This is a genomic window from Escherichia sp. WS547 (genome assembly GCF_046486065.1).
Taxonomy (GTDB): domain Bacteria; phylum Pseudomonadota; class Gammaproteobacteria; order Enterobacterales; family Enterobacteriaceae; genus Escherichia; species Escherichia coli.
The window spans coordinates 183,030-204,071 of record NZ_JBJQMA010000004.1 but is presented as its reverse complement, the minus strand read 5'-3'; the positions used below and the strand labels follow the sequence as shown (position 1 = coordinate 204,071).

General features: G+C 49.7%; 14 protein-coding genes, 1 pseudogene and 1 CRISPR repeat array. Of the genes and pseudogenes, 4 read left to right on the top strand and 11 right to left on the bottom strand.

Annotation, left to right across the window (positions count from 1 at the left end; translation table 11 throughout):
* Positions 1 to 5 precede the first annotated feature (5 nt).
* Positions 6 to 1,484, top strand: coding sequence for an FGGY-family carbohydrate kinase (locus tag ACJHWK_RS05985; protein ID WP_000039721.1), 1,479 nt, complete (start codon positions 6 to 8; stop codon positions 1,482 to 1,484).
* Between the two features lie 637 nt (positions 1,485 to 2,121).
* Positions 2,122 to 2,943: direct repeats of the CRISPR family, unit length 29 nt; unit sequence CGGTTTATCCCCGCTGGCGCGGGGAACTC.
* Positions 2,944 to 3,281: 338 nt separating this feature from the next.
* On the opposite strand, the gene queE is transcribed toward ACJHWK_RS05985, so the two are convergent.
* A complete protein-coding gene (gene queE / locus ACJHWK_RS05980) occupies positions 3,282 to 3,953 on the bottom strand; it encodes a 7-carboxy-7-deazaguanine synthase QueE (protein ID WP_001199973.1) in 672 nt (223 codons plus the stop codon).
* A gap of 138 nt (positions 3,954 to 4,091) precedes the next feature.
* Between queE and ACJHWK_RS05975 the strand changes: the two are divergent.
* Together ACJHWK_RS05975 and ACJHWK_RS05970 are read left to right on the top strand one after the other, a co-directional pair.
* Positions 4,092 to 4,233 (top strand): annotated as a pseudogene (locus ACJHWK_RS05975) (hypothetical protein).
* A gap of 13 nt (positions 4,234 to 4,246) precedes the next feature.
* Positions 4,247 to 5,119 carry a TPM domain-containing protein gene (locus tag ACJHWK_RS05970; RefSeq protein ID WP_001521171.1) on the top strand — a complete coding sequence of 291 codons (873 nt, stop codon included), beginning with the start codon at positions 4,247 to 4,249 and terminating at the stop codon, positions 5,117 to 5,119.
* A gap of 59 nt (positions 5,120 to 5,178) precedes the next feature.
* Here ACJHWK_RS05970 and eno read toward each other — a convergent pair whose 3' ends face one another.
* From eno to rlmD, 7 genes are all read right to left on the bottom strand, one after another.
* On the bottom strand, positions 5,179 to 6,477 hold the full coding sequence (eno, locus tag ACJHWK_RS05965) for a phosphopyruvate hydratase (RefSeq protein WP_000036723.1): 1,299 nt from the start codon (positions 6,475 to 6,477) through the stop codon (positions 5,179 to 5,181).
* 86 nt (positions 6,478 to 6,563) lie between these two features.
* Positions 6,564 to 8,201 carry a glutamine hydrolyzing CTP synthase gene (gene pyrG, locus ACJHWK_RS05960; RefSeq protein ID WP_000210878.1) on the bottom strand — a complete coding sequence of 546 codons (1,638 nt, stop codon included), beginning with the start codon at positions 8,199 to 8,201 and terminating at the stop codon, positions 6,564 to 6,566.
* 227 nt (positions 8,202 to 8,428) lie between these two features.
* Positions 8,429 to 9,220, bottom strand: coding sequence for a nucleoside triphosphate pyrophosphohydrolase (mazG, locus tag ACJHWK_RS05955; protein WP_001071643.1), 792 nt, complete (start codon positions 9,218 to 9,220; stop codon positions 8,429 to 8,431).
* A 71-nt stretch (positions 9,221 to 9,291) separates the two neighbouring features.
* Positions 9,292 to 9,627: an endoribonuclease MazF gene (mazF, locus tag ACJHWK_RS05950; protein ID WP_000254738.1), complete on the bottom strand. Its 336-nt coding sequence runs from the start codon at positions 9,625 to 9,627 to the stop codon at positions 9,292 to 9,294.
* Positions 9,627 to 9,875, bottom strand: coding sequence for a type II toxin-antitoxin system antitoxin MazE (mazE, locus tag ACJHWK_RS05945; RefSeq protein ID WP_000581937.1), 249 nt, complete (start codon positions 9,873 to 9,875; stop codon positions 9,627 to 9,629). Before mazE ends, mazF begins: the two co-directional genes overlap by 1 nt.
* 77 nt (positions 9,876 to 9,952) lie before the next feature.
* Positions 9,953 to 12,187 carry a GTP diphosphokinase gene (relA, locus tag ACJHWK_RS05940; RefSeq protein ID WP_000226798.1) on the bottom strand — a complete coding sequence of 745 codons (2,235 nt, stop codon included), beginning with the start codon at positions 12,185 to 12,187 and terminating at the stop codon, positions 9,953 to 9,955.
* A gap of 47 nt (positions 12,188 to 12,234) precedes the next feature.
* The gene (rlmD, locus tag ACJHWK_RS05935) at positions 12,235 to 13,536 is read right to left on the bottom strand and encodes a 23S rRNA (uracil(1939)-C(5))-methyltransferase RlmD (protein WP_001521172.1); all 1,302 of its coding nucleotides are present in this window, start codon (positions 13,534 to 13,536) and stop codon (positions 12,235 to 12,237) included.
* A gap of 56 nt (positions 13,537 to 13,592) precedes the next feature.
* Here rlmD and barA point away from each other — a divergent pair, with 56 nt between their 5' ends.
* Complete coding sequence (gene barA / locus ACJHWK_RS05930; protein WP_000186450.1) at positions 13,593 to 16,349, top strand: two-component sensor histidine kinase BarA; 2,757 nt, start codon at positions 13,593 to 13,595, stop codon at positions 16,347 to 16,349.
* A 230-nt stretch (positions 16,350 to 16,579) separates the two neighbouring features.
* On the opposite strand, the gene gudD is transcribed toward barA, so the two are convergent.
* The 3 genes from gudD to gudP are packed head-to-tail and all read right to left on the bottom strand — an operon-like array spanning position 16,580 to position 20,635.
* Entirely contained in the window at positions 16,580 to 17,920 is a 1,341-nt protein-coding gene (gene gudD, locus ACJHWK_RS05925; RefSeq protein ID WP_000098243.1) for a glucarate dehydratase, read from the bottom strand.
* A gap of 20 nt (positions 17,921 to 17,940) precedes the next feature.
* Positions 17,941 to 19,281, bottom strand: a complete 1,341-nt coding sequence (locus tag ACJHWK_RS05920; protein ID WP_001521173.1) for an enolase C-terminal domain-like protein — start codon at positions 19,279 to 19,281, stop codon at positions 17,941 to 17,943.
* A gap of 1 nt (position 19,282) precedes the next feature.
* The gene (gene gudP, locus ACJHWK_RS05915; protein WP_000097082.1) at positions 19,283 to 20,635 is read right to left on the bottom strand and encodes a galactarate/glucarate/glycerate transporter GudP; all 1,353 of its coding nucleotides are present in this window, start codon (positions 20,633 to 20,635) and stop codon (positions 19,283 to 19,285) included.
* Positions 20,636 to 21,042 lie beyond the last annotated feature (407 nt).

Sequence of the window (21,042 nt, the reverse complement as noted above, 5' to 3'; positions counted from 1 at the left end):
AAATCATGTCGAAAAAATACATCATAGGGATTGATGGTGGAAGTCAGAGCACAAAAGTGGTGATGTACGATCTGGAAGGTAATGTGGTTTGCGAAGGCAAAGGCTTATTGCAGCCGATGCACACGCCAGATGCCGATACCGCAGAACATCCTGACGACGATTTATGGGCATCATTATGCTTTGCCGGTCACGATTTGATGAGTCAGTTTGCCGGAAATAAAGAAGATATTGTCGGTATTGGTCTGGGATCCATCCGTTGCTGCCGTGCGTTATTGAAAGCCGATGGCACGCCAGCTGCGCCGTTGATTAGCTGGCAGGATGCACGCGTTACACGCCCTTACGAACATACGAATCCTGACGTGGCATATGTCACCTCTTTTTCGGGTTATCTGACGCATCGCTTAACCGGCGAGTTTAAAGACAATATCGCCAACTATTTTGGTCAGTGGCCGGTGGATTATAAGACCTGGGCATGGAGTGAAGATGCCGCAGTCATGGAGAAGTTTAATATCCCCCGTCATATGCTGTTTGATGTGCAAATGCCGGGCACTGTTCTTGGGCATATCACTCCTCAAGCCGCTCTGGCGACACATTTCCCGGCTGGGCTGCCGGTTGTTTGTACCACCAGTGATAAACCGGTAGAAGCACTGGGAGCCGGGTTACTGGATGATGAAACTGCGGTAATTTCTCTTGGCACTTACATCGCGTTGATGATGAACGGCAAATTACTACCGAAAGATCCGGTAGCGTACTGGCCGATTATGTCTTCTATTCCGCAAACCTTGCTGTATGAAGGTTACGGTATTCGCAAAGGCATGTGGACGGTGAGCTGGCTACGCGACATGTTAGGCGAGTCGTTAATTCAGGATGCCAAAGCACAGGATCTTTCACCGGAAGATTTGCTCAACAAAAAAGCGTCTTGTGTGCCGCCAGGCTGTAATGGTCTGATGACGGTGCTGGACTGGCTGACCAATCCGTGGGAACCGTACAAACGCGGGATTATGATTGGCTTTGATTCCAGCATGGATTACGCATGGATATATCGTTCGATACTGGAAAGCGTGGCGCTGACGCTGAAGAACAATTACGACAATATGTGTAATGAAATGAATCACTTTGCAAAGCATGTGATCATTACTGGCGGCGGTTCGAACAGCGATCTGTTTATGCAGATTTTTGCCGACGTGTTCAACCTTCCGGCACGCCGTAACGCCATTAATGGTTGTGCAAGCCTGGGGGCAGCGATTAATACGGCGGTAGGTCTGGGGCTATACCCGGATTACGCAACGGCTGTCGACAAAATGGTTCGCGTGAAAGATATCTTTATGCCTGTTGAGAGCAACGCCAAACGCTACAACGCGATGAATAAAGGCATTTTCAAGGAGTTAACCAAACATACTGATGTAATCCTGAAAAAATCGTATGAAGTGATGCATGGGGAATTGGGGAATGCGGATTCGATCCAGAGCTGGTCGAATGCGTAAGTGAGGAAGACCGGGCGGGAAACTGCCCGGCCTGAACATACCTGAATGGTTATCCCCGCTGGCGCGGGGAACATAAGTTCGACAACTTAAAAAATGATAACAAGTCCGGTTTATCCCCGCTGATGCAGGGAACATAATAAAAACTTTAACTAGTTCGGTTTATCCCTGTTTTTACAAGGAATATTAACTACACTCGATGTCTTTAGAATAAAAGACAATACGAATCGCACTTTATCAATTTTCACTTAAAGTATGAACTGGATATCTTTATTCATAAGAACTATTCATCAACAGCGTATAGAGGCGATTATGTAAAACCACTCATTAGCCTCAAAACAAAGACAAATTTCCAGATTTATTACTTAATCAATGAATAACAAGCTTAAAAAATACACTGTTATTCTAAAGAAAAAATTAACAGGCATTAATTAATATTAAAAAAATAATATGTTAAAATTTCTTAACGGTTTAAGGATTATACAAATAACACTTTGATTAAATTTGATTTTTTGTATCGATAATTGTGAACTTCTCATATATGGAGAGCTATTTTGAACATGAGGTGTTACGTGGATATGTTGCTTAATACGAGTACTGCTAATATAAAAACTTGAGAAAGAGATAACGGGTTATATGGTGGTTTATTCCCGCTGGTGCGGGGAACTCATCAGTGATATCCAACATTGCGGAGCTAAACGCGGTTTATCCCCGCTGGCGCGGGGAACTCACGAACGCGGCACACCAGGGCGTCTCATCGTCCGGTTTATCCCCGCTGGCGCGGGGAACTCGGCACATGCCTGATCATATGTGTAGCAACGGTCGGTTTATCCCCGCTGGCGCGGGGAACTCACGATGTATGACCGGAAAACCTCAGACTGGCGCGGTTTATCCCCGCTGGCGCGGGGAACTCCCATTCTGGAATTTGTAATCTGGACTCCCATGCGGTTTATCCCCGCTGGCGCGGGGAACTCGCCGCGTTATTTTCCCTGAAAACAATAAAGCTCGGTTTATCCCCGCTGGCGCGGGGAACTCGCTTTAAACACCTGATTTAAAATCCCTCGGCGTGGTTTATCCCCGCTGGCGCGGGAAACTCCCCCTGCGCTTGATGAACGACAACAAGAATGGCGGTTTATCCCCGCTGGCGCGGGGAACTCGCAGTACCATTACATCAAAGAGTGCAGAATCCCGGTTTATCCCCGCTGGCGCGGGGAACTCGGTGCTGTCTTTACCGTACATTGCGCGAATCTCGGTTTATCCCCGCTGGCGCGGGGAACTCATATCCTCATTGGAATACATGAGCTGCGCCCACGGTTTATCCCCGCTGGCGCGGGGAACTCTAATATCCCTGGCGATAATCAACCGGCTTACTCGGTTTATCCCCGCTGGCGCGGGGAACTCAAGGTCGCGGGGACGCCACGGGCAGTCAATGTCGGTTTATCCCCGCTGGCGCGGGGAACTCACTAAACATAACCTATTATTAATTATTGATTTTTTAAGTCAGTCACAATCTACCAACTTAACAGAAACACACAAACAACACATCCATTATGTTAAAGAGCACTTAATTCATTGATTGAAAAGCCAAATATTTAAAGTAATTCTATACCGACTAAAATCCACCAAACTCCGACGTAATAATTTTCACTCCAACGAAAAATTAACGCCACAGAATTTGTAGAAAATGATAATGATTAGTCCAGGATGGGCAAAATGGAGGTTTTTTAGAGGCGACAAAGAATATAAATGAGTAGAAGTCTTTACAGGTTCCACCCATTTATAACGCTTATAAATGTGTAATCAGGCAATATTTAAATATTTATGTGTTTGCATCGACAAACGCCAATTACGCGCAATGCAGGTTTCAATGCACAAACGTGTGGCATCATCCTTTTGGCTAATCGGCTGCAGTGCAATGACTCGCGGTTTATCATCGGTCAGCGTCGCAAGCAATTCATCCAGTGCTTCGATATCACGTACGCGTCCAACTGGGTGTTTGATTTCGTTAGCTCGCTCCAGGGCTTGCGACAATACTTCATAACCACCACGCATATTTAGCTTTGGCGACACGGTGACCCAGGTATTCGGCGTACAACGCACTTCATGAGTACCGCTGGTTTCTATCTGGCAGCTAAAACCGTTCTTTTCGAGCAGGTCAGTCAGTGGCAGCAAATCATGAATGCAAGGCTCACCACCCGTAATCACCACATGCCGCGCGGTGTATCCCTGGCGACCAATGACAGCCAGCAAGTCTTCACTGCTCGCCGCCCCCCACTTATCACTCTCTTTGGTCTTCGCCAGAATGCTGAAAAGGGAGACTTCCCGATCCTCAAGCTTTTCCCAGGTGTGTTTGGTGTCGCACCAGGCACAGCCAACCGGGCATCCCTGTAAACGAATAAAAATGGCGGGGACGCCGGTAAAGTAACCCTCACCTTGCAGGGTCTGGAACATCTCGTTAATCGGGTACTGCATAGCATTCTCTGTGAAGTGGATAATTGTTAATTATTGCAGATCCTGCCACAACAATCATGTCTTATTAACATTCTGTTACAGGCAGGTTTAAAGAAAAATGAGAAACAGATCGTTAATAATAAAAGGGAGTAACGTATTATGTCAGAAATAAATAAAGTAAAGGGATTTAATCATGTCAAAAACATTCACCAAAATTATACTTATTTTTTCTGTGTTCGTTTTTAATTATAACGAATCTCAAATTACCGATGCCGCCGTCAATTTATTTATCCAGCTTTAATGGGACATTTATAATGCGCTATTTCATACTAATATTCACATTCGTGTGTTCCTTTATTGCAGCCCAACCAACTATTGTCCCATCATTACAGCAACAAGTTACGGATCTTACGAGTAGCTTAAACTCACAAGAAAAGAAAGAACTGACGTACAAGTTAGAATCTATTTTCAATAATACCCAAGTGCAAATTGCTGTATTAATTGTTCCCACAACCAAAGACGAGACAATTGAAAAATATGCTACACGGGTTTTTGACAATTGGCGTTTAGGAGATGCCAAACGTAATGATGGGATACTGATCATTGTTGCCTGGTCGGATCGTACTGTCCGCATCCAGGTAGGTTATGGGCTGGAAGAAAAGGTAACCGATGCTCTGGCTGGAGATATCATCCGTAGCAACATGATACCCGCATTTAAACAACAAAAATTAGCTCAGGGATTAGAGCTAGCTATAAACGCTTTGAATAACCAACTCACTTCACAACACCAATATCCGGCTAATCCTTCAGAAATTGAATCAGCGTCTTCCAGTGATCATTATTACTTTGCTATTTTTTGGGTATTTGCAGTGATGTTCTTCCCTTTCTGGTTTTTTCATCAAGGCAGTAATTTTTGTCGCGCATGTAAAAGCAGTGTCTGTATTTCAGCAATCTATCTTTTAGATTTATTCCTGTTCTCCGATAAAACTTTTTCCATTGCTGTATTTTTCTTCTTTTTTACTTTCACCACCATTATGGTCTTTACCTGTTTATGTGTACTTCAGAAAAGAGCATCTGGTAGAAGTTATCATTCAGACAACAGCGGTTCCGCTGGAGGCTCAGATAGCGGCGGCTTCAGCGGTGGTGGCGGTTCTTCTGGCGGTGGCGGCGCATCCGGTCGCTGGTAACTCCACCATAAAAAATGCCAGCCCGAAGGCTGGCATTATCAAATCAGATAAAGTCAGACTTATGCCTGGCCTTTGATCTCTTTACGACCGTTGTACGGTGCTTTTTCGCCCAGAGCTTCTTCGATACGAATCAGCTGGTTGTATTTAGCAACACGGTCAGAACGGCTCATAGAACCAGTTTTGATCTGGCCTGCAGCAGTACCAACAGCCAGGTCAGCGATGGTAGCATCTTCAGTTTCGCCAGAACGGTGAGAGATAACTGCAGTGTAGCCAGCATCTTTCGCCATCTTGATTGCAGCCAGAGTTTCGGTCAGAGAACCGATCTGGTTGAATTTGATCAGGATGGAGTTAGCGATACCTTTTTCGATACCTTCTTTCAGGATCTTGGTGTTGGTTACGAACAGGTCGTCACCAACCAGCTGGATTTTGTCGCCCAGAACTTTGGTCTGGTATGCGAAACCGTCCCAGTCAGATTCGTCCAGACCGTCTTCGATAGATACGATCGGATACTGTTTGGTCAGTTCTTCCAGGAAGTGAGTGAATTCTTCAGAGGTGAATGCTTTGTTGCCTTCGCCAGCCAGAACGTATTTACCGTCTTTGTAGAATTCAGAAGCTGCGCAGTCCATCGCCAGAGTGATGTCTTTGCCCAGTTCATAACCAGCAGCTTTAACAGCTTCAGCGATAACAGCCAGAGCTTCAGCGTTGGAACCCAGGTTCGGCGCATAGCCACCTTCGTCACCAACAGCAGTGTTCATGCCTTTCGCTTTCAGAACTTTTGCCAGGTGATGGAAAACTTCAGAACCCATGCGGATGGCTTCTTTCACAGTTTTCGCGCCAACCGGCTGAATCATGAATTCCTGGATATCAACGTTGTTGTCAGCGTGCTCACCACCGTTGATGATGTTCATCATCGGAACCGGCATGGAGTATTTGCCCGGAGTGCCGTTCAGTTCAGCGATGTGCTCGTACAGCGGCATGCCTTTAGCGGCAGCAGCAGCTTTGGCGTTAGCCAGAGATACAGCCAGGATTGCGTTCGCGCCGAATTTGGATTTGTTTTCGGTGCCGTCCAGGTCGATCATGATCTTGTCAATGCCAGCCTGATCTTTGGCATCTTTGCCAATCAGTGCCTGAGCGATCGGGCCGTTTACCGCAGCAACAGCTTTGGTTACGCCTTTACCCAGGAAACGGGATTTGTCGCCATCGCGCAGTTCCAGAGCTTCACGGGAACCAGTAGAAGCACCTGACGGAGCAGCTGCCATACCGACGAAACCACCCTCCAGATGTACTTCGGCTTCAACAGTCGGGTTACCACGGGAGTCGATGATTTCACGACCGATGATTTTTACGATTTTGGACATTAGGTTTTCCTCAAGTCACTAGTTAAACTGAAACTCCAGACAAACAACGCGTACCCAGGGTACGCGTTGCCGTTCTAACTTTTTTCTTACTTCGCCTGACGCTTCTGGAACTCGCTGGCGGCTTTCACAAAGCCTGCAAACAGCGGGTGACCATCACGTGGAGTAGAAGTAAACTCCGGATGGAACTGGCAAGCCACGAACCACGGGTGATTCGGAACTTCGATGATCTCGACCAACTGATCATCCCCGGAACGGCCCGCAACGCGCAGACCTGCATCTTCAATCTGTTTCAACAGCATGTTGTTGACTTCGTAACGGTGACGATGACGCTCAACAATTGTCGGCGCATTGTACAGCTGGCGAACCAAGCTATCGTCAACCAACTGGCACTGCTGTGCGCCGAGACGCATGGTACCGCCGAGATCGCTCTTCTCGCTACGAACTTCAACGTTGCCGTTTTCATCGCGCCACTCGGTAATCAGCGCCACAACCGGGTACTTACAGTCTGGCACAAATTCCGTAGAGTTGGCGTTCTCCATGTTGGCAACATGGCGAGCGTAATCAATTAACGCCACCTGCATACCCAGGCAAATGCCCAGATAAGGAATATTGTTCTCACGCGCAAAACGCGCGGTCGTAATCATGCCTTCTACGCCACGATAGCCGAAACCGCCAGGTACGAGGATTGCGTCCAGACCTTTAAGAATTTCAACGCCGCGCGTTTCAACATCTTGTGAATCGATCAGTTTGATGTTGACGCTGACACGATTCTTCAGCCCACCGTGTTTCAGTGCTTCGATCACGGATTTGTAAGCGTCCGGCAGTTCAATGTACTTGCCGACCATACCAATGGTGACTTCACTTACCGGATTCGCTTCTTCGAAGATAACCTGTTCCCATTCGGACAGATTCGCTTCCGGGCAGTTTAAGCTGAATCGTTTACAAATATAATCGTCCAGCCCCTGCGATTTCAACAGGCCCGGAATTTTATAGATGGAATCGACGTCTTTCAGAGAAATAACCGCTTTTTCCGGAACATTACAGAACAATGCAATCTTCGCACGTTCGTTCGCCGGAACGGCGCGATCTGAACGACAAATCAGGATGTCAGGCTGGATACCGATGGAGAGCAGCTCTTTTACAGAGTGCTGAGTCGGTTTGGTTTTGACTTCACCAGACGCTGCCATGTACGGCACCAGCGTCAGGTGCATAAACAGGGTGTGCTCACGGCCAATTTCAACAGCCATCTGGCGAATCGCTTCGAGGAACGGCAGGGATTCGATATCACCTACTGTACCGCCGATTTCGACCAGTACCACGTCATGACCTTCGCCGCCTTCCAGCACGCGCTCTTTGATAGCGTTAGTGATGTGCGGAATAACCTGTACGGTTGCGCCGAGGTAGTCACCGCGGCGTTCTTTACGCAGAACGTCAGAGTAGATACGACCCGTGGTGAAGTTGTTGCGGCGGCTCATTTTGGTACGAATGAAACGCTCGTAGTGCCCCAGGTCCAGGTCGGTTTCAGCGCCGTCTTCGGTAACGAACACTTCCCCGTGTTGGATTGGGCTCATAGTACCTGGATCGACGTTGATGTACGGATCCAGTTTCATGATGGTCACATTGAGGCCACGGGCTTCAAGAATGGCTGCGAGGGAGGCTGCGGCAATGCCTTTACCCAGAGAGGATACGACCCCGCCGGTCACAAAAATATAGTTCGTTGTCATGCTGAACCTGAGAAGTTAGGTTGAAAAGACGATGGAATAACCAGGACGGGAAAGCAGTATACCCGAACATGACCTGTGCCACAAACTTTCATTATCCCTCCTCTTCGCCAGCGCACTATTGAAATCAGGAGTGAGAAAATAGCCCCTTTGGGGTAAATGTTTTTGACGCAAATCAAGCGCTTGTCATTTAAAAAATGACACAAATCGCGCTTGACCACGTAATTCCCTTAGAGATCAATTTCCTGCCGTTTTACCTGTTGCCAGACTTCTTCCATTGTTTCGAGGTCAACACCTGTCATTTCCAGTCCACGCGCGGCAACAATACGCTCCACTTCGCGAAAACGACGCTCGAATTTTTCGTTCGCTTTTTGCAATGCGATTTCCGCTTTTGTCCCTAAATGACGAGCCAGATTGACCGTGGCAAACAGCAGGTCGCCCATTTCCTCCTCCAGTTTAGCCTGGTCGATAACAGCCTGCCGTGCCTCGTACATCACCTCGTCGATCTCTTCGTAGACTTTATCGACTACCGGACCAAGCGTCGTCCAGTCAAAACCAACGTTGGCGCAACGTTTCTGGATTTTTTGCGCACGCATTAAAGCCGGTAAACTACGAGGAATATCGTCCAGCGCCGAATGCTGCGCTTTCTGCGCGCGCTCTTCGGTTTTGATTTGCTCCCAACGGGCAAGCACTTCACTACTGTTTTCGGCAGAACTGTCAGCAAAAACATGCGGATGGCGACGTTCTAATTTATCGCTGATCGCGGCGCATATATCATTAAAGTCAAAGCGCCCTTCTTCCTGAGCCATTTGTGCGTAAAACACCACCTGGAACAGCAGATCGCCCAGTTCACCGCGAAGATCGTCAAAATCTTCACGGGCGATGGCGTCCAGCACCTCGTAGGTTTCTTCAAGGGTGTAAGGCGCAATGGTGGCAAATGTCTGCTCTTTATCCCACGGGCAGCCGTTTTCCGGATCGCGCAGGCGCTGCATGATGGTGAGCAAACGGTCGATTTGATTCATTAGAATGTCCTGAAAATTGCGGGTCCGTCAGGTGGAAACCTGTGACCAGAATAGAAGTGAGTTAGTAACACCTACCCAATCAGCACGTTAATTTTGGCTTTAATGAGCTGTAATTCCTCTGGGGCAACCGTTCCTTTCTTCGTTGCTCCTCTTGCCCGCCAGGCGATACTTTTTACCTGATCAGCTAACGCTACGCCATCACGTTCCTGACCGGATAAAACAACTTCGAACGGATATCCTTTTGATTGCGTTGTACAAGGAACACACAGACACATACCTGTTTTGTTGTTGTACATGAACGGACTCAGGACAACAGCCGGACGATGTCCGGCTTGCTCGCTACCTTTTGTCGGGTCAAAATCAACCCAAATCAGATCGCCCATATCGGGTACGTATCGGCTTACCATTACCAGACTTCCTTATCTTTCGGCTCTCCCCAGTCGATATTCTCGTGGAGGTTTTCCGGCGTGATGTCGTTGACCAGTTCAGCAAGCGTAAATACGGGCTCTTTACGCACTGGCTCAATAATTAATTTGCCATCCACCAGGTCAATCTTCACTTCATCATCAATATTCAGATTGAGCGCCTGCATTAACGTAGCCGGGATCCGCACCGCCGGTGAATTTCCCCAACGCTTTACGCTACTGTGGATCATAACCCTTTCCTCAAACCGCTATCATATGTAGATACAGTATATATCAATCTACATTGTAGATACGAGCTAATTTCGGCCTAACTCCCGTGCAACCGACGCGCGTCGATAACGTCTGGCACCTGATTGAGTTTACCCAGCACGCGGCCCAGCACTTGCAGATTGTAAATCTCAATGGTCATGTCGATAGTCGCCAGTTGCTGTTTAGTGTCGCTACGGCTGGCAACGCCAAGCACGTTCACCTTCTCGTTGGCAAGAATGGTCGTGATATCACGCAATAATCCACTGCGATCATTGGCCATCACCCGGACCACCAGCGAATATCCGGCGGAGTAGCTCTCACCCCATACCGCGTCAACAATGCGTTCTGGCGCATGGGAGCGCAGTTCCGCCAGTTGTTCGCAATCGGCGCGGTGTACTGAAATACCGCGTCCCTGGGTAATGAAGCCGACAATCTCATCTCCAGGAATCGGCTGACAGCAGCGCGCGATGTGGTGCATCAGGTTGCCGACACCTTCTACCACCACACGACCGTTATCTTTACTGCGGTTTTGCGGCGTATAGCTTTTTTGCTGAAGTTGCTTCAGCGCGGCGGCATCCTGCTCTTCGGCACTCGGCTTATTAAATTGCGATTGCAGGAAGTTCACCATCTGATTGAGACGGATATCCCCGCCACCAATTGCCGCCAGCAACTCGTCGACATCATTGAAGTTGTAACGCGGCAGCAGATGTTTTTCTGCTTCTTTCAGGCTGATCCCCAGATGTTCCAGCTCGTCGTCAAGGATTTGCCGCCCAGCCAGAATGTTTTTGTCACGGTCCTGTTTACGGAACCAGGCGTGAATTTTCGAACGCCCACGGCTGGTTGTGACGTAACCGAGGTTTGGGTTTAACCAGTCACGGCTGGGGTTCGGCTGTTTCTGGGTGATAATTTCAATCTGGTCGCCCATCTGCAGCTGGTAGGTGAACGGCACAATGCGCCCGCCAATTTTTGCCCCGATGCAGCGGTGTCCGACATCACTGTGGATGTGGTAAGCGAAGTCCAGCGGTGTTGATCCCGCAGGCAAATCAACGACGTCACCTTTCGGCGTAAAGACGTACACCCGGTCGTCAAAGACCTGGCTGCGTACTTCGTCGAGCATTTCGCCGGAATCAGCCATCTCTTCCTGCCACGCAATCAGTTTACGCAGCCAGGCAATTCGGTCTTCATGTCCCGAACGTGCGCCGCCAGCTGCCGCGCCTTCTTTATATTTCCAGTGCGCAGCAACACCCAACTCTGCATCTTCATGCATCTGTTTGGTGCGGATTTGGATCTCTACGGTTTTGCCACCTGGTCCCAGAACCACGGTATGAATAGACTGATAACCGTTTGGTTTCGGGTTAGCGACGTAATCGTCAAACTCATCCGGCAGGTGGCGATAGTGAGTGTGCACTATCCCCAGTGCGGCATAACAATCCTGTAAACGCTCGGCGACAATACGTACCGCACGCACATCAAACAGCTCATCGAAGGCGAGGTTCTTTTTCTGCATTTTGCGCCAGATGCTGTAGATGTGTTTCGGACGACCATACACTTCAGCTTTAACGCCTTCAGCTTTCATCTCAGCGCGCAGATGACCGACAAACTCTTCGATATAGTGTTCGCGGTCGAGACGGCGTTCATGCAACAGTTTTGCGATGCGTTTGTATTCGGTCGGGTGGAGATAACGGAAGCAGTAATCTTCCAGCTCCCATTTCAGTTGTCCAATCCCAAGACGGTTCGCCAACGGCGCGTAGATATTGGTGCACTCTTTTGCCGCCAGTACGCGTTCATCTTCCGGCGCGTCTTTTACTTCGCGCAGATGAGCAATACGCTCTGCCAGTTTAATGACCACGCAGCGAAAATCATCGACCATCGCCAATAACATCCGGCGAACGTTATCGACCTGTTCGGAGGAAACAGAATCGGTATGCGTCGCTTTCAGCTGGCGGATCGCCGCCATATCACGCACGCCGTGAATAAGGTTAACGACCGACTTACCGACGCACTCACGCAGCACATCTTCGCTGACTACGTTGGCATCCGCCAGAGGGAACAGCAGCGCCGCCCGCAGCGTGTCAATGTCCATACTTAATGTCGAGAGGATCTCCACCATCTCAACACCACGCCACAATAACAGACTGGCATCCGGATGTCCCTGCGTCTGTTGCAGACAATACGCCCAGGTTTCGGCTAAGCACTCACACGACTTCTGGCTGGTAATACCCAGACTTGCGATCCATTTTTCCGGATCAAATTCACCAGCCTTATTGATATGTGCACTTCTTACCGCAACCATCGTCCTCTCCTTTAGGGACCAGACCTGCCGAAATCGGCAAATCGTAACTATTTAACGCGCGAGAAAAGTACCATCGATTCCAGATGTCCCGTGTGTGGGAACATATCCAGCATCGCCAGTCGCGCAATGGTATATCCTGCTTTTAATAACGCTTCGCTATCCCGAGCCAGCGTTGCAGGGTTACAGGATACATAAACTATACGAATAGGTTCCAGTTTTATAATTTGCTGCATAACACCTGCGGCACCTGCTCGCGCCGGGTCCAGCAACACTTTATCGAAGCCGTTTTTCGCCCACGGCTGCTTTGTGACATCTTCTTCAAGATTTTCGTGATAAAACGTCACATTGTGTAAGCCATTAAGACGCGCATTCTGCTGGCCTTTTTCCACCAGCGCCGGAACGCCTTCTACACCCACCACACTGGCAGCTTGTGTCGCCAATGGCAGTGTAAAGTTGCCCATACCGCAGAACAGATCCAGTACGCGATCTTCAGGTTGCACATCCAGCCATTCCAACGCACGCGCTACCATTTTTTGGTTCACACCCGCATTGACCTGAATAAAATCGCGCGGGCTAAAAGTTAAGCGCAACCCGTTTGAGTCATACCAGGGCATCTCACCAGCGACGGTTTCGAGTATCTCACTATCGGGGGCGAGATACAGATCCAGGCCTTCAGAATGCGAAAAGCGTTCCAGTTTTTCGCGATCAGCCGAACTTAGCGGTGCGGTATGGCGCAAAATCATCAGCGTGCCGCTGGTTGCCTGTACCAGTTCAACATGACCAAGATGGCGCATAGCTTGTAAGCTGTCCAGGCATGCCCTGACTTTGGGCAGCAATGCTTCAAGTTGGGGCACTAAAATGGGGCATTGTTTAACGTCGACAATGTCACTGGAGCCCGCTTTGCGAAACCCCATCTGAAGTTGCTGTGTTTTCGGTAAGTAGTTCAAACTTAAACGCGCGCGACGGCGATAGCCCCAGGGAACATCGGCGATCACTTCAGAGACTTCGTGTTTCATTAATCGGGCGAGTGCCGCACTTTTGCTTCGCTGCTGTAAATCCACGCTGGCGTGTTGTTGCTGACAGCCGCCGCATACGCCAAAATGAGGGCAGCGTGGCGTTTCGCGTTCCGGGTTATCGCTTAACCGGCGCACGACTTTAGCGCGAGCGTACTGTTTTTTATCTTCAGTAACAGTAACTTCCGCGTTTTCCTGTGGCAGTAATCCAGGAATAAATAACGCTTTGCCGTTATGTCGCGCCACGCCCTGACCAAAAGAGTCGAGGTCGTTGACTGAAACAGTTATGATCTGACGCGTCGTCGTGCGTCGTTTTGCAGAGTAGAATTGCGCCATTGGCGAGACTTTCTCAATTTAACAGTGTGACCTTAATTGTCCCATAACGGAACTCCATGACCAACTACAGCCTGCGCGCACGCATGATGATTCTGATCCTGGCACCGACCGTCCTTATTGGTTTATTGCTGAGTATCTTTTTCGTTGTGCATCGCTATAACGACTTGCAGCGTCAACTGGAAGATGCCGGAGCCAGCATTATTGAGCCGCTTGCAGTTTCTACTGAATATGGCATGAGCCTGCAAAATCGCGAATCTATCGGTCAGTTAATAAGCGTACTGCATCGTCGCCATTCCGATATTGTTCGCGCGATTTCGGTTTATGATGAAAATAACCGACTCTTTGTCACCTCCAATTTTCATCTTGATCCTTCATCAATGCAGCTCGGCAGCAACGTGCCGTTTCCTCGCCAGCTCACTGTCACTCGTGACGGCGATATTATGATCCTCCGCACGCCGATTATTTCTGAGAGTTACTCCCCCGACGAATCGCCCAGTAGCGATGCCAAAAATAGTCAAAATATGCTGGGATATATTGCGCTGGAGCTGGATCTTAAATCGGTTCGCTTGCAGCAATATAAAGAGATCTTTATTTCCAGCGTGATGATGCTGTTTTGTATCGGTATTGCGCTTATTTTTGGCTGGCGCTTAATGCGCGATGTAACCGGTCCGATTCGCAACATGGTGAATACCGTCGACCGCATCCGTCGCGGGCAACTCGACAGCCGGGTGGAAGGATTTATGCTCGGCGAGCTGGATATGCTGAAAAACGGTATCAACTCGATGGCAATGTCGCTGGCTGCTTATCACGAAGAGATGCAGCACAATATCGACCAGGCGACGTCCGATCTGCGTGAAACGCTGGAGCAGATGGAAATTCAGAACGTTGAGTTGGATCTGGCGAAAAAGCGCGCCCAGGAAGCGGCGCGTATTAAATCCGAGTTTCTGGCAAATATGTCACACGAGCTGCGTACACCACTGAATGGTGTTATTGGCTTTACCCGCCTGACGCTGAAAACAGAATTAACACCAACGCAGCGCGATCACCTGAATACGATTGAACGTTCGGCAAATAATTTGCTGGCAATTATTAATGATGTTCTCGACTTCTCGAAACTGGAAGCAGGTAAGCTGATTCTGGAAAGTATTCCATTCCCACTACGCAGCACGCTGGATGAAGTCGTTACCCTGCTGGCACATTCTTCTCACGATAAAGGGTTGGAACTGACGCTCAATATTAAGAGCGACGTGCCCGATAACGTGATCGGCGACCCACTGCGATTACAGCAAATCATCACTAACCTGGTGGGGAATGCAATTAAATTCACCGAGAATGGCAACATTGATATTCTGGTAGAAAAACGTGCGCTGAGTAATACCAAAGTGCAGATTGAAGTGCAGATTCGGGATACCGGCATTGGTATTCCTGAACGCGATCAATCGCGCTTATTCCAGGCCTTCCGACAGGCTGATGCCAGTATTTCCCGCCGTCATGGTGGTACCGGGCTGGGGCTGGTGATTACACAAAAACTGGTTAATGAAATGGGCGGCGATATTTCGTTCCATAGCCAGCCGAATCGCGGTTCAACTTTCTGGTTCCACATTAATCTCGATCTGAATCCGAACATTATTATCGAAGGGCCATCCACCCAGTGCCTCGCCGGCAAGCGCCTGGCCTATGTCGAACCAAACTCCGCAGCAGCGCAATGCACGCTGGATATTTTAAGTGAAACGCCGCTGGAAGTGGTTTATAGCCCAACGTTCTCCGCGCTGCCTCCCGCGCATTACGACATGATGTTGTTAGGCATCGCGGTGACCTTCCGCGAGCCGCTAACAATGCAACATGAGCGATTAGCGAAAGCAGTATCGATGACCGATTTTCTCATGCTGGCACTTCCTTGCCATGCACAAGTCAATGCTGAAAAACTTAAGCAAGATGGTATCGGCGCGTGTCTGCTGAAACCATTAACACCTACGCGCCTGTTACCTGCCCTGACGGAATTTTGTCATCACAAACAAAACACGCTTTTGCCTGTAACCGATGAAAGTAAGCTGGCAATGACAGTCATGGCGGTTGATGACAACCCCGCTAACCTGAAACTTATCGGCGCATTGCTGGAAGATATGGTGCAACATGTGGAACTTTGCGATAGCGGGCATCAGGCGGTTGAACGGGCGAAACAGATGCCGTTCGATTTGATCTTAATGGATATTCAAATGCCGGACATGGACGGTATTCGGGCCTGCGAACTCATCCACCAGCTCCCCCATCAGCAACAAACGCCGGTTATCGCGGTAACGGCGCATGCAATGGCCGGGCAAAAAGAGAAGCTGCTTGGCGCAGGGATGAGCGATTATCTGGCGAAACCGATTGAAGAAGAACGATTGCATAATTTGCTGTTGCGCTACAAGCCTGGCAGCGGTATTTCCTCTCGCGTCGTGACGCCCGAAGTCAACGAAATTGTGGTGAACCCGAATGCGACCCTCGACTGGCAACTGGCACTACGCCAGGCAGCAGGAAAAACCGATTTAGCGCGCGATATGCTGCAAATGTTACTCGATTTCCTGCCTGAAGTTCGCAACAAAGTTGAGGAACAGCTGGTTGGAGAAAACCCGGAAGGCCTGGTTGATTTGATTCATAAACTGCATGGCAGTTGCGGCTATAGCGGTGTGCCGCGTATGAAGAATCTCTGCCAACTGATCGAACAACAGCTACGTAGCGGTACTAAAGAAGAAGATTTGGAGCCGGAGCTGCTGGAGCTGTTAGACGAGATGGATAATGTAGCGCGCGAAGCCAGCAAAATTCTCGGGTAACGGACGTCTTGTCGAGTAGCAATCGGCTTTTTATGACGCTGGTTTCAGATTGGTGACAAGGTGCCTGTGTTTATGCCGGATGCGGCGTTAACGCCTTATCCGGCCTACAAAACCAATTAAATTCAATAAATTAAAAAGTATGTTGGCCTGATACGTAGCGCAACAGGCAATTTTGCGTTTGGTATCAGTCTCAAACCGGCTCCTGAAAGAGCCGGTTTTGGTTTTCTGTCTTAACGCACCATGCACGGGCGCTTGTTATCAAACGTCCAGCCAGGAATCAGATACTGCATTCCCATCGCATCGTCTCGCGCACCAAGCCCGTGTTTCTGATACAGCTCGTGGGCTTTCATCACCTGATCCATATCGATTTCTACGCCCAATCCTGGTTTTTGCGGCACCTGTACCAGCCCGCCTTTGATCTCAAACGGTTCTTTGGTCAGACGCTGATTGCCTTCCTGCCAGATCCAGTGCGTATCAATAGCAGTAATTTTACCCGGTGCAGCAGCGGCTACATGGGTAAACATCGCCAGGGAAATATCGAAGTGGTTGTTAGAGTGTGAACCCCAGGTCAGGCCAAATTCATGGCACATTTGCGCCACACGTACCGAACCTTGCATCGTCCAGAAATGCGGATCCGCCAGCGGGATATCAACGGATTGTAACGAGAGCGTATGGCCCATCTGCCGCCAGTCGGTGGCGATCATATTGGTTGCGGTCGGCAGGCCAGTCGCGCGACGGAACTCCGCCATCACTTCACGCCCGGAGAAACCTTGCTCCGCACCACACGGATCTTCTGCATAAGCCAGCGAACCTTTCAGGTATTTACCGATTTTAATCGCTTCGTTCAGCGACCAGGCACCGTTAGGATCGAGGGTAATACGCGCCTGTGGGAAGCGTTGCGCCAGTGCCACAATAGATTCTGCTTCTTCTTCCCCGGCCAGTACACCGCCCTTCAGTTTGAAATCGTTGAAGCCATATTTTTCATATGCCGCTTCCGCCAGGCGCACCACCGCATCCGGCGTCATCGCTTCTTCGTGACGCAGGCGATACCAGTCACATTTATCATCCGGCTGGCTTTGATACGGCAGCGGTGTGGCTTTGCGATTACCGACGAAGAACAGATAACCGAGCATTTCGACTTCGCTACGCTGTTGACCATCGCCCAGCAGCGATGCCACGTTAACCCCCAGATGCTGCCCCAGCAGATCCAGCATTGCCGCTTCTATCCCGGTAACTACATGAATAGTGGTCCGCAGGTCAAATGTCTGCAAACCGCGCCCACCGGCATCACGATCGGCAAATGTATTACGCACCAGCGTCAGAACGTTTTTGTATTCACCCAGCGTTTTACCCACCACCAGCGGAATCGCATCTTCCAGCGTTTTACGGATTTTCTCGCCGCCGGGAATTTCCCCTACGCCAGTGTGACCAGAATTATCTTTGATAATCACAATATTACGCGTGAAGAACGGTGCGTGTGCACCACTCAGATTCATCAGCATACTGTCATGGCCCGCCACCGGGATGACCTGCATTTCAGTAACAACAGGCGTCGTAAATTGAGAACTCATATTTATGTCCTTTTTCAAAATCAATGACGGCCGAAAACGGGACGTTTACGGTCAAAGGTCCAGCCGGGGATCAGGTACTGCATCGGGCCCGCGTCGTTACGCGCACCGCCAGGCAGACGTTTATAGGCCTCATGCGCCTTTTGTACCTGCTCCCAGTCCAGTTCCACGCCCAGACCGGGCGCATCAGGAACGGCAATTTTTCCGTTTTTAATCTCCAGCGGATTTTTGGTCAGGCGACAATCGCCCTCCTGCCAAATCCAGTGGGTATCGATAGCGGTAGGATTACCCGGTGCCGCCGCACCCACATGGGTAAACATCGCCAGAGAGATATCAAAGTGGTTATTGGAATGGCAGCCCCAGGTCAGCCCCCAGTCGTCGCAAAGCTGCGACACGCGGACTGCACCGGAAAGCGTCCAGAAGTGCGGATCGGCAAGTGGAATATCTACCGCATTGAGCATCACCGCATGGCCCATTTCGCGCCAGTTGGTGGCGATCATGTTAGTCGCGACGGGCAAGCCGGTCGCCCGTCGAAACTCCGCCATCACTTCACGTCCGGAGAAACCCTGTTCTGCGCCACATGGATCTTCGGCATAGGTGAGAACATCATTCAGCCCTTTGCACAGAGAAATAGCTTCATCAAGCAGCCATGCTCCGTTGGGATCAACGGTAATCCGCGCATCCGGGAAGCGTTTCTTCAATGCACGAACAGTGTCGATTTCTTGCTCGCCAGGTAACACGCCGCCCTTAAGTTTGAAATCTTTAAAGCCATAGCGATCCTGTGAAGCTTCCGCCAGACGCACAACGGCTTCGCTGTTCATCGCTTTCTGATGCCGCAATTGATACCACTCATGGTTGCCCGGCGTATTTTCCAGATAAGGAAGATCGGTTTTGGTCCGATCACCGATATAAAACAGATAACCGAGGACGGTAATAGCATCGCGTTGCTTGCCTGGCCCTAACAGTTCGCAGACCGGAACATTCAGCGCCTTACCTAGCAGGTCAAGCAAGGCGGCTTCCAGCGCCGCCACGGCATTAACGCGCAATTCAAAAGTCCAGGCACCTTTGCCGAAGGTATCAAAATCGGCTGCCTGATTACCTTTATGCACCTGCTGAACCACTTTATTCAGTCGTGCGATCTCCTGGCCCAACACCATCGGAATAGCATCGACCAGTGTTTGATAAATCACCTCTCCGCCTGGCGCTTCACCAATGCCGGAATGTCCGGCATTATCGGTGAGTACCACGATATTGCGGGTGAAATATGCGTTATGTGCACCACCAATATTAAGCAACATGCTGTCATGCCCGGCCACCGGAATGACTTTCATATCAGTAATAACAGGACTGGATTGTGTCGTCATCTTATTGCCCCGCGACAGGTTTCAGCTCGATACGCTTGATATCGCCCACCAGCACCAGGTAGCTCAGCACCGCGATTAAGGCATGAACACCAACATAAATCAGCGCCCCATTAAACGAGCCAGTCGTGCCAACGATATAACCAATTGCGATTGGCGTGACGATGCCAGAAATGTTACCGAACATGTTGAACAGGCCACCGGAAAGACCGCTGATCTCTTTTGGCGCGGTATCTGCCATTACTGCCCAACCCAGCGCCCCGATGCCCTTACCGAAGAAGGCCAGCGCCATAAAACCGATGATCATCCACTCAACGTTGACGTAGTTGCAGAACACCATCACCATCGACAGCAACATGCCCATTACGATCGGTGTTTTACGCGCAATGTTCAGCGATCCCGTGCGGCGCATCAGCCAGTCGGAAATAATCCCACCCAGCACACCGCCGATAAAACCGCAAACCGCCGGAACGGAAGCCACAAAGCCCGCTTTCAGAATCGACATCCCACGCGCCTGCACCAGATAAACCGGAAACCAGGTAATGAAAAAGTAAGTCAGGGCGTTGATACAGTACTGACCGATATAAACGCCGATCATCATCCGTGACCCGAGCAGCTGTTTGATCTGCCCCCACTTCACGCTGAACGGCACTTTAACTTTGGTATTTTGCTGATCCATATTGATCAGCGCGCCACCCGCGGCGATGTACTCCAGCTCTTTCTGATTTACACCCGGATGTTGATTTGGCTCGTGGATGACTTTCAACCAGATAAAGCTGATGACAATGCCCAGACCGCCCATAAAGAAGAAGACGTGTGACCAGCCCACTTCATGCGTCAGCCAGCCCATAATCGGCGCGAAGATCACCGTTGCGAAGTATTGAGCGGAGTTAAAAATCGACACCGCCGTTCCCCTTTCCTGCGCCGGAAACCAGGCCGCAACAATGCGACTGTTGCCGGGGAAAGATGGCGCTTCAGCAAGCCCGACCAGGAAGCGCAGCGTAAACAGGGCAACGATAATGCCGAATCCACTAAAAATATCGACGAAGCCTTGCAGCAAGGTAAACATCGACCAGATAAAGATCGACCAGAAGTAGACGCGTTTTGAACCAAAACGATCCAGCAACCAACCACCAGGGATCTGTCCGATAACATAAGCCCATGAGAAAGCAGAGAACACATAGCCCATTCCCACGGGATCAAGGCCGATATCTTTGGCCATTTCCGAACCGGCAATAGAAAGCGTAGCGCGGTCGCCGTAGTTGAAGGATGTGACGATAAACAACATCACCACTATCCAGTAACGAGCATTTGTGCGTTTTTCCACACTGCTCGCAGCCTGACTTAAAGAACTCATTGTTGCACTCCTGAAAATTCGCGTTAGCCACGCTCACTCTGGACTGCGACATCGCCAGGAAATCAGAGGTGACGTAGGGTGTTTTTTGCCGTTTTTATAGGTCGTTCGCCGAATACGGCGCGTGTTTATATCTGGCAATAGCAGTATAAAAAGCGCGCCATAGCGGCTCACCGTGCAACAACACAACATTAATGCGTTCAATGAGGCCCGATTTTGGCATTAGCCCTGGACGGTGGAATCCACTTCACGGAAATGAAAACAAGAACAAGAAAGGAAGGGTTAAAACGAAGAAATAAAGAAGAGTATGAAATGGATCGCTTGACTCCAGGCAAACGCCAGTAAAAATCCGCGCTATGAAGCAGTTTTTACTGGCATTTGCCTGAAAAGATTCGATTCAGCACCGCTAA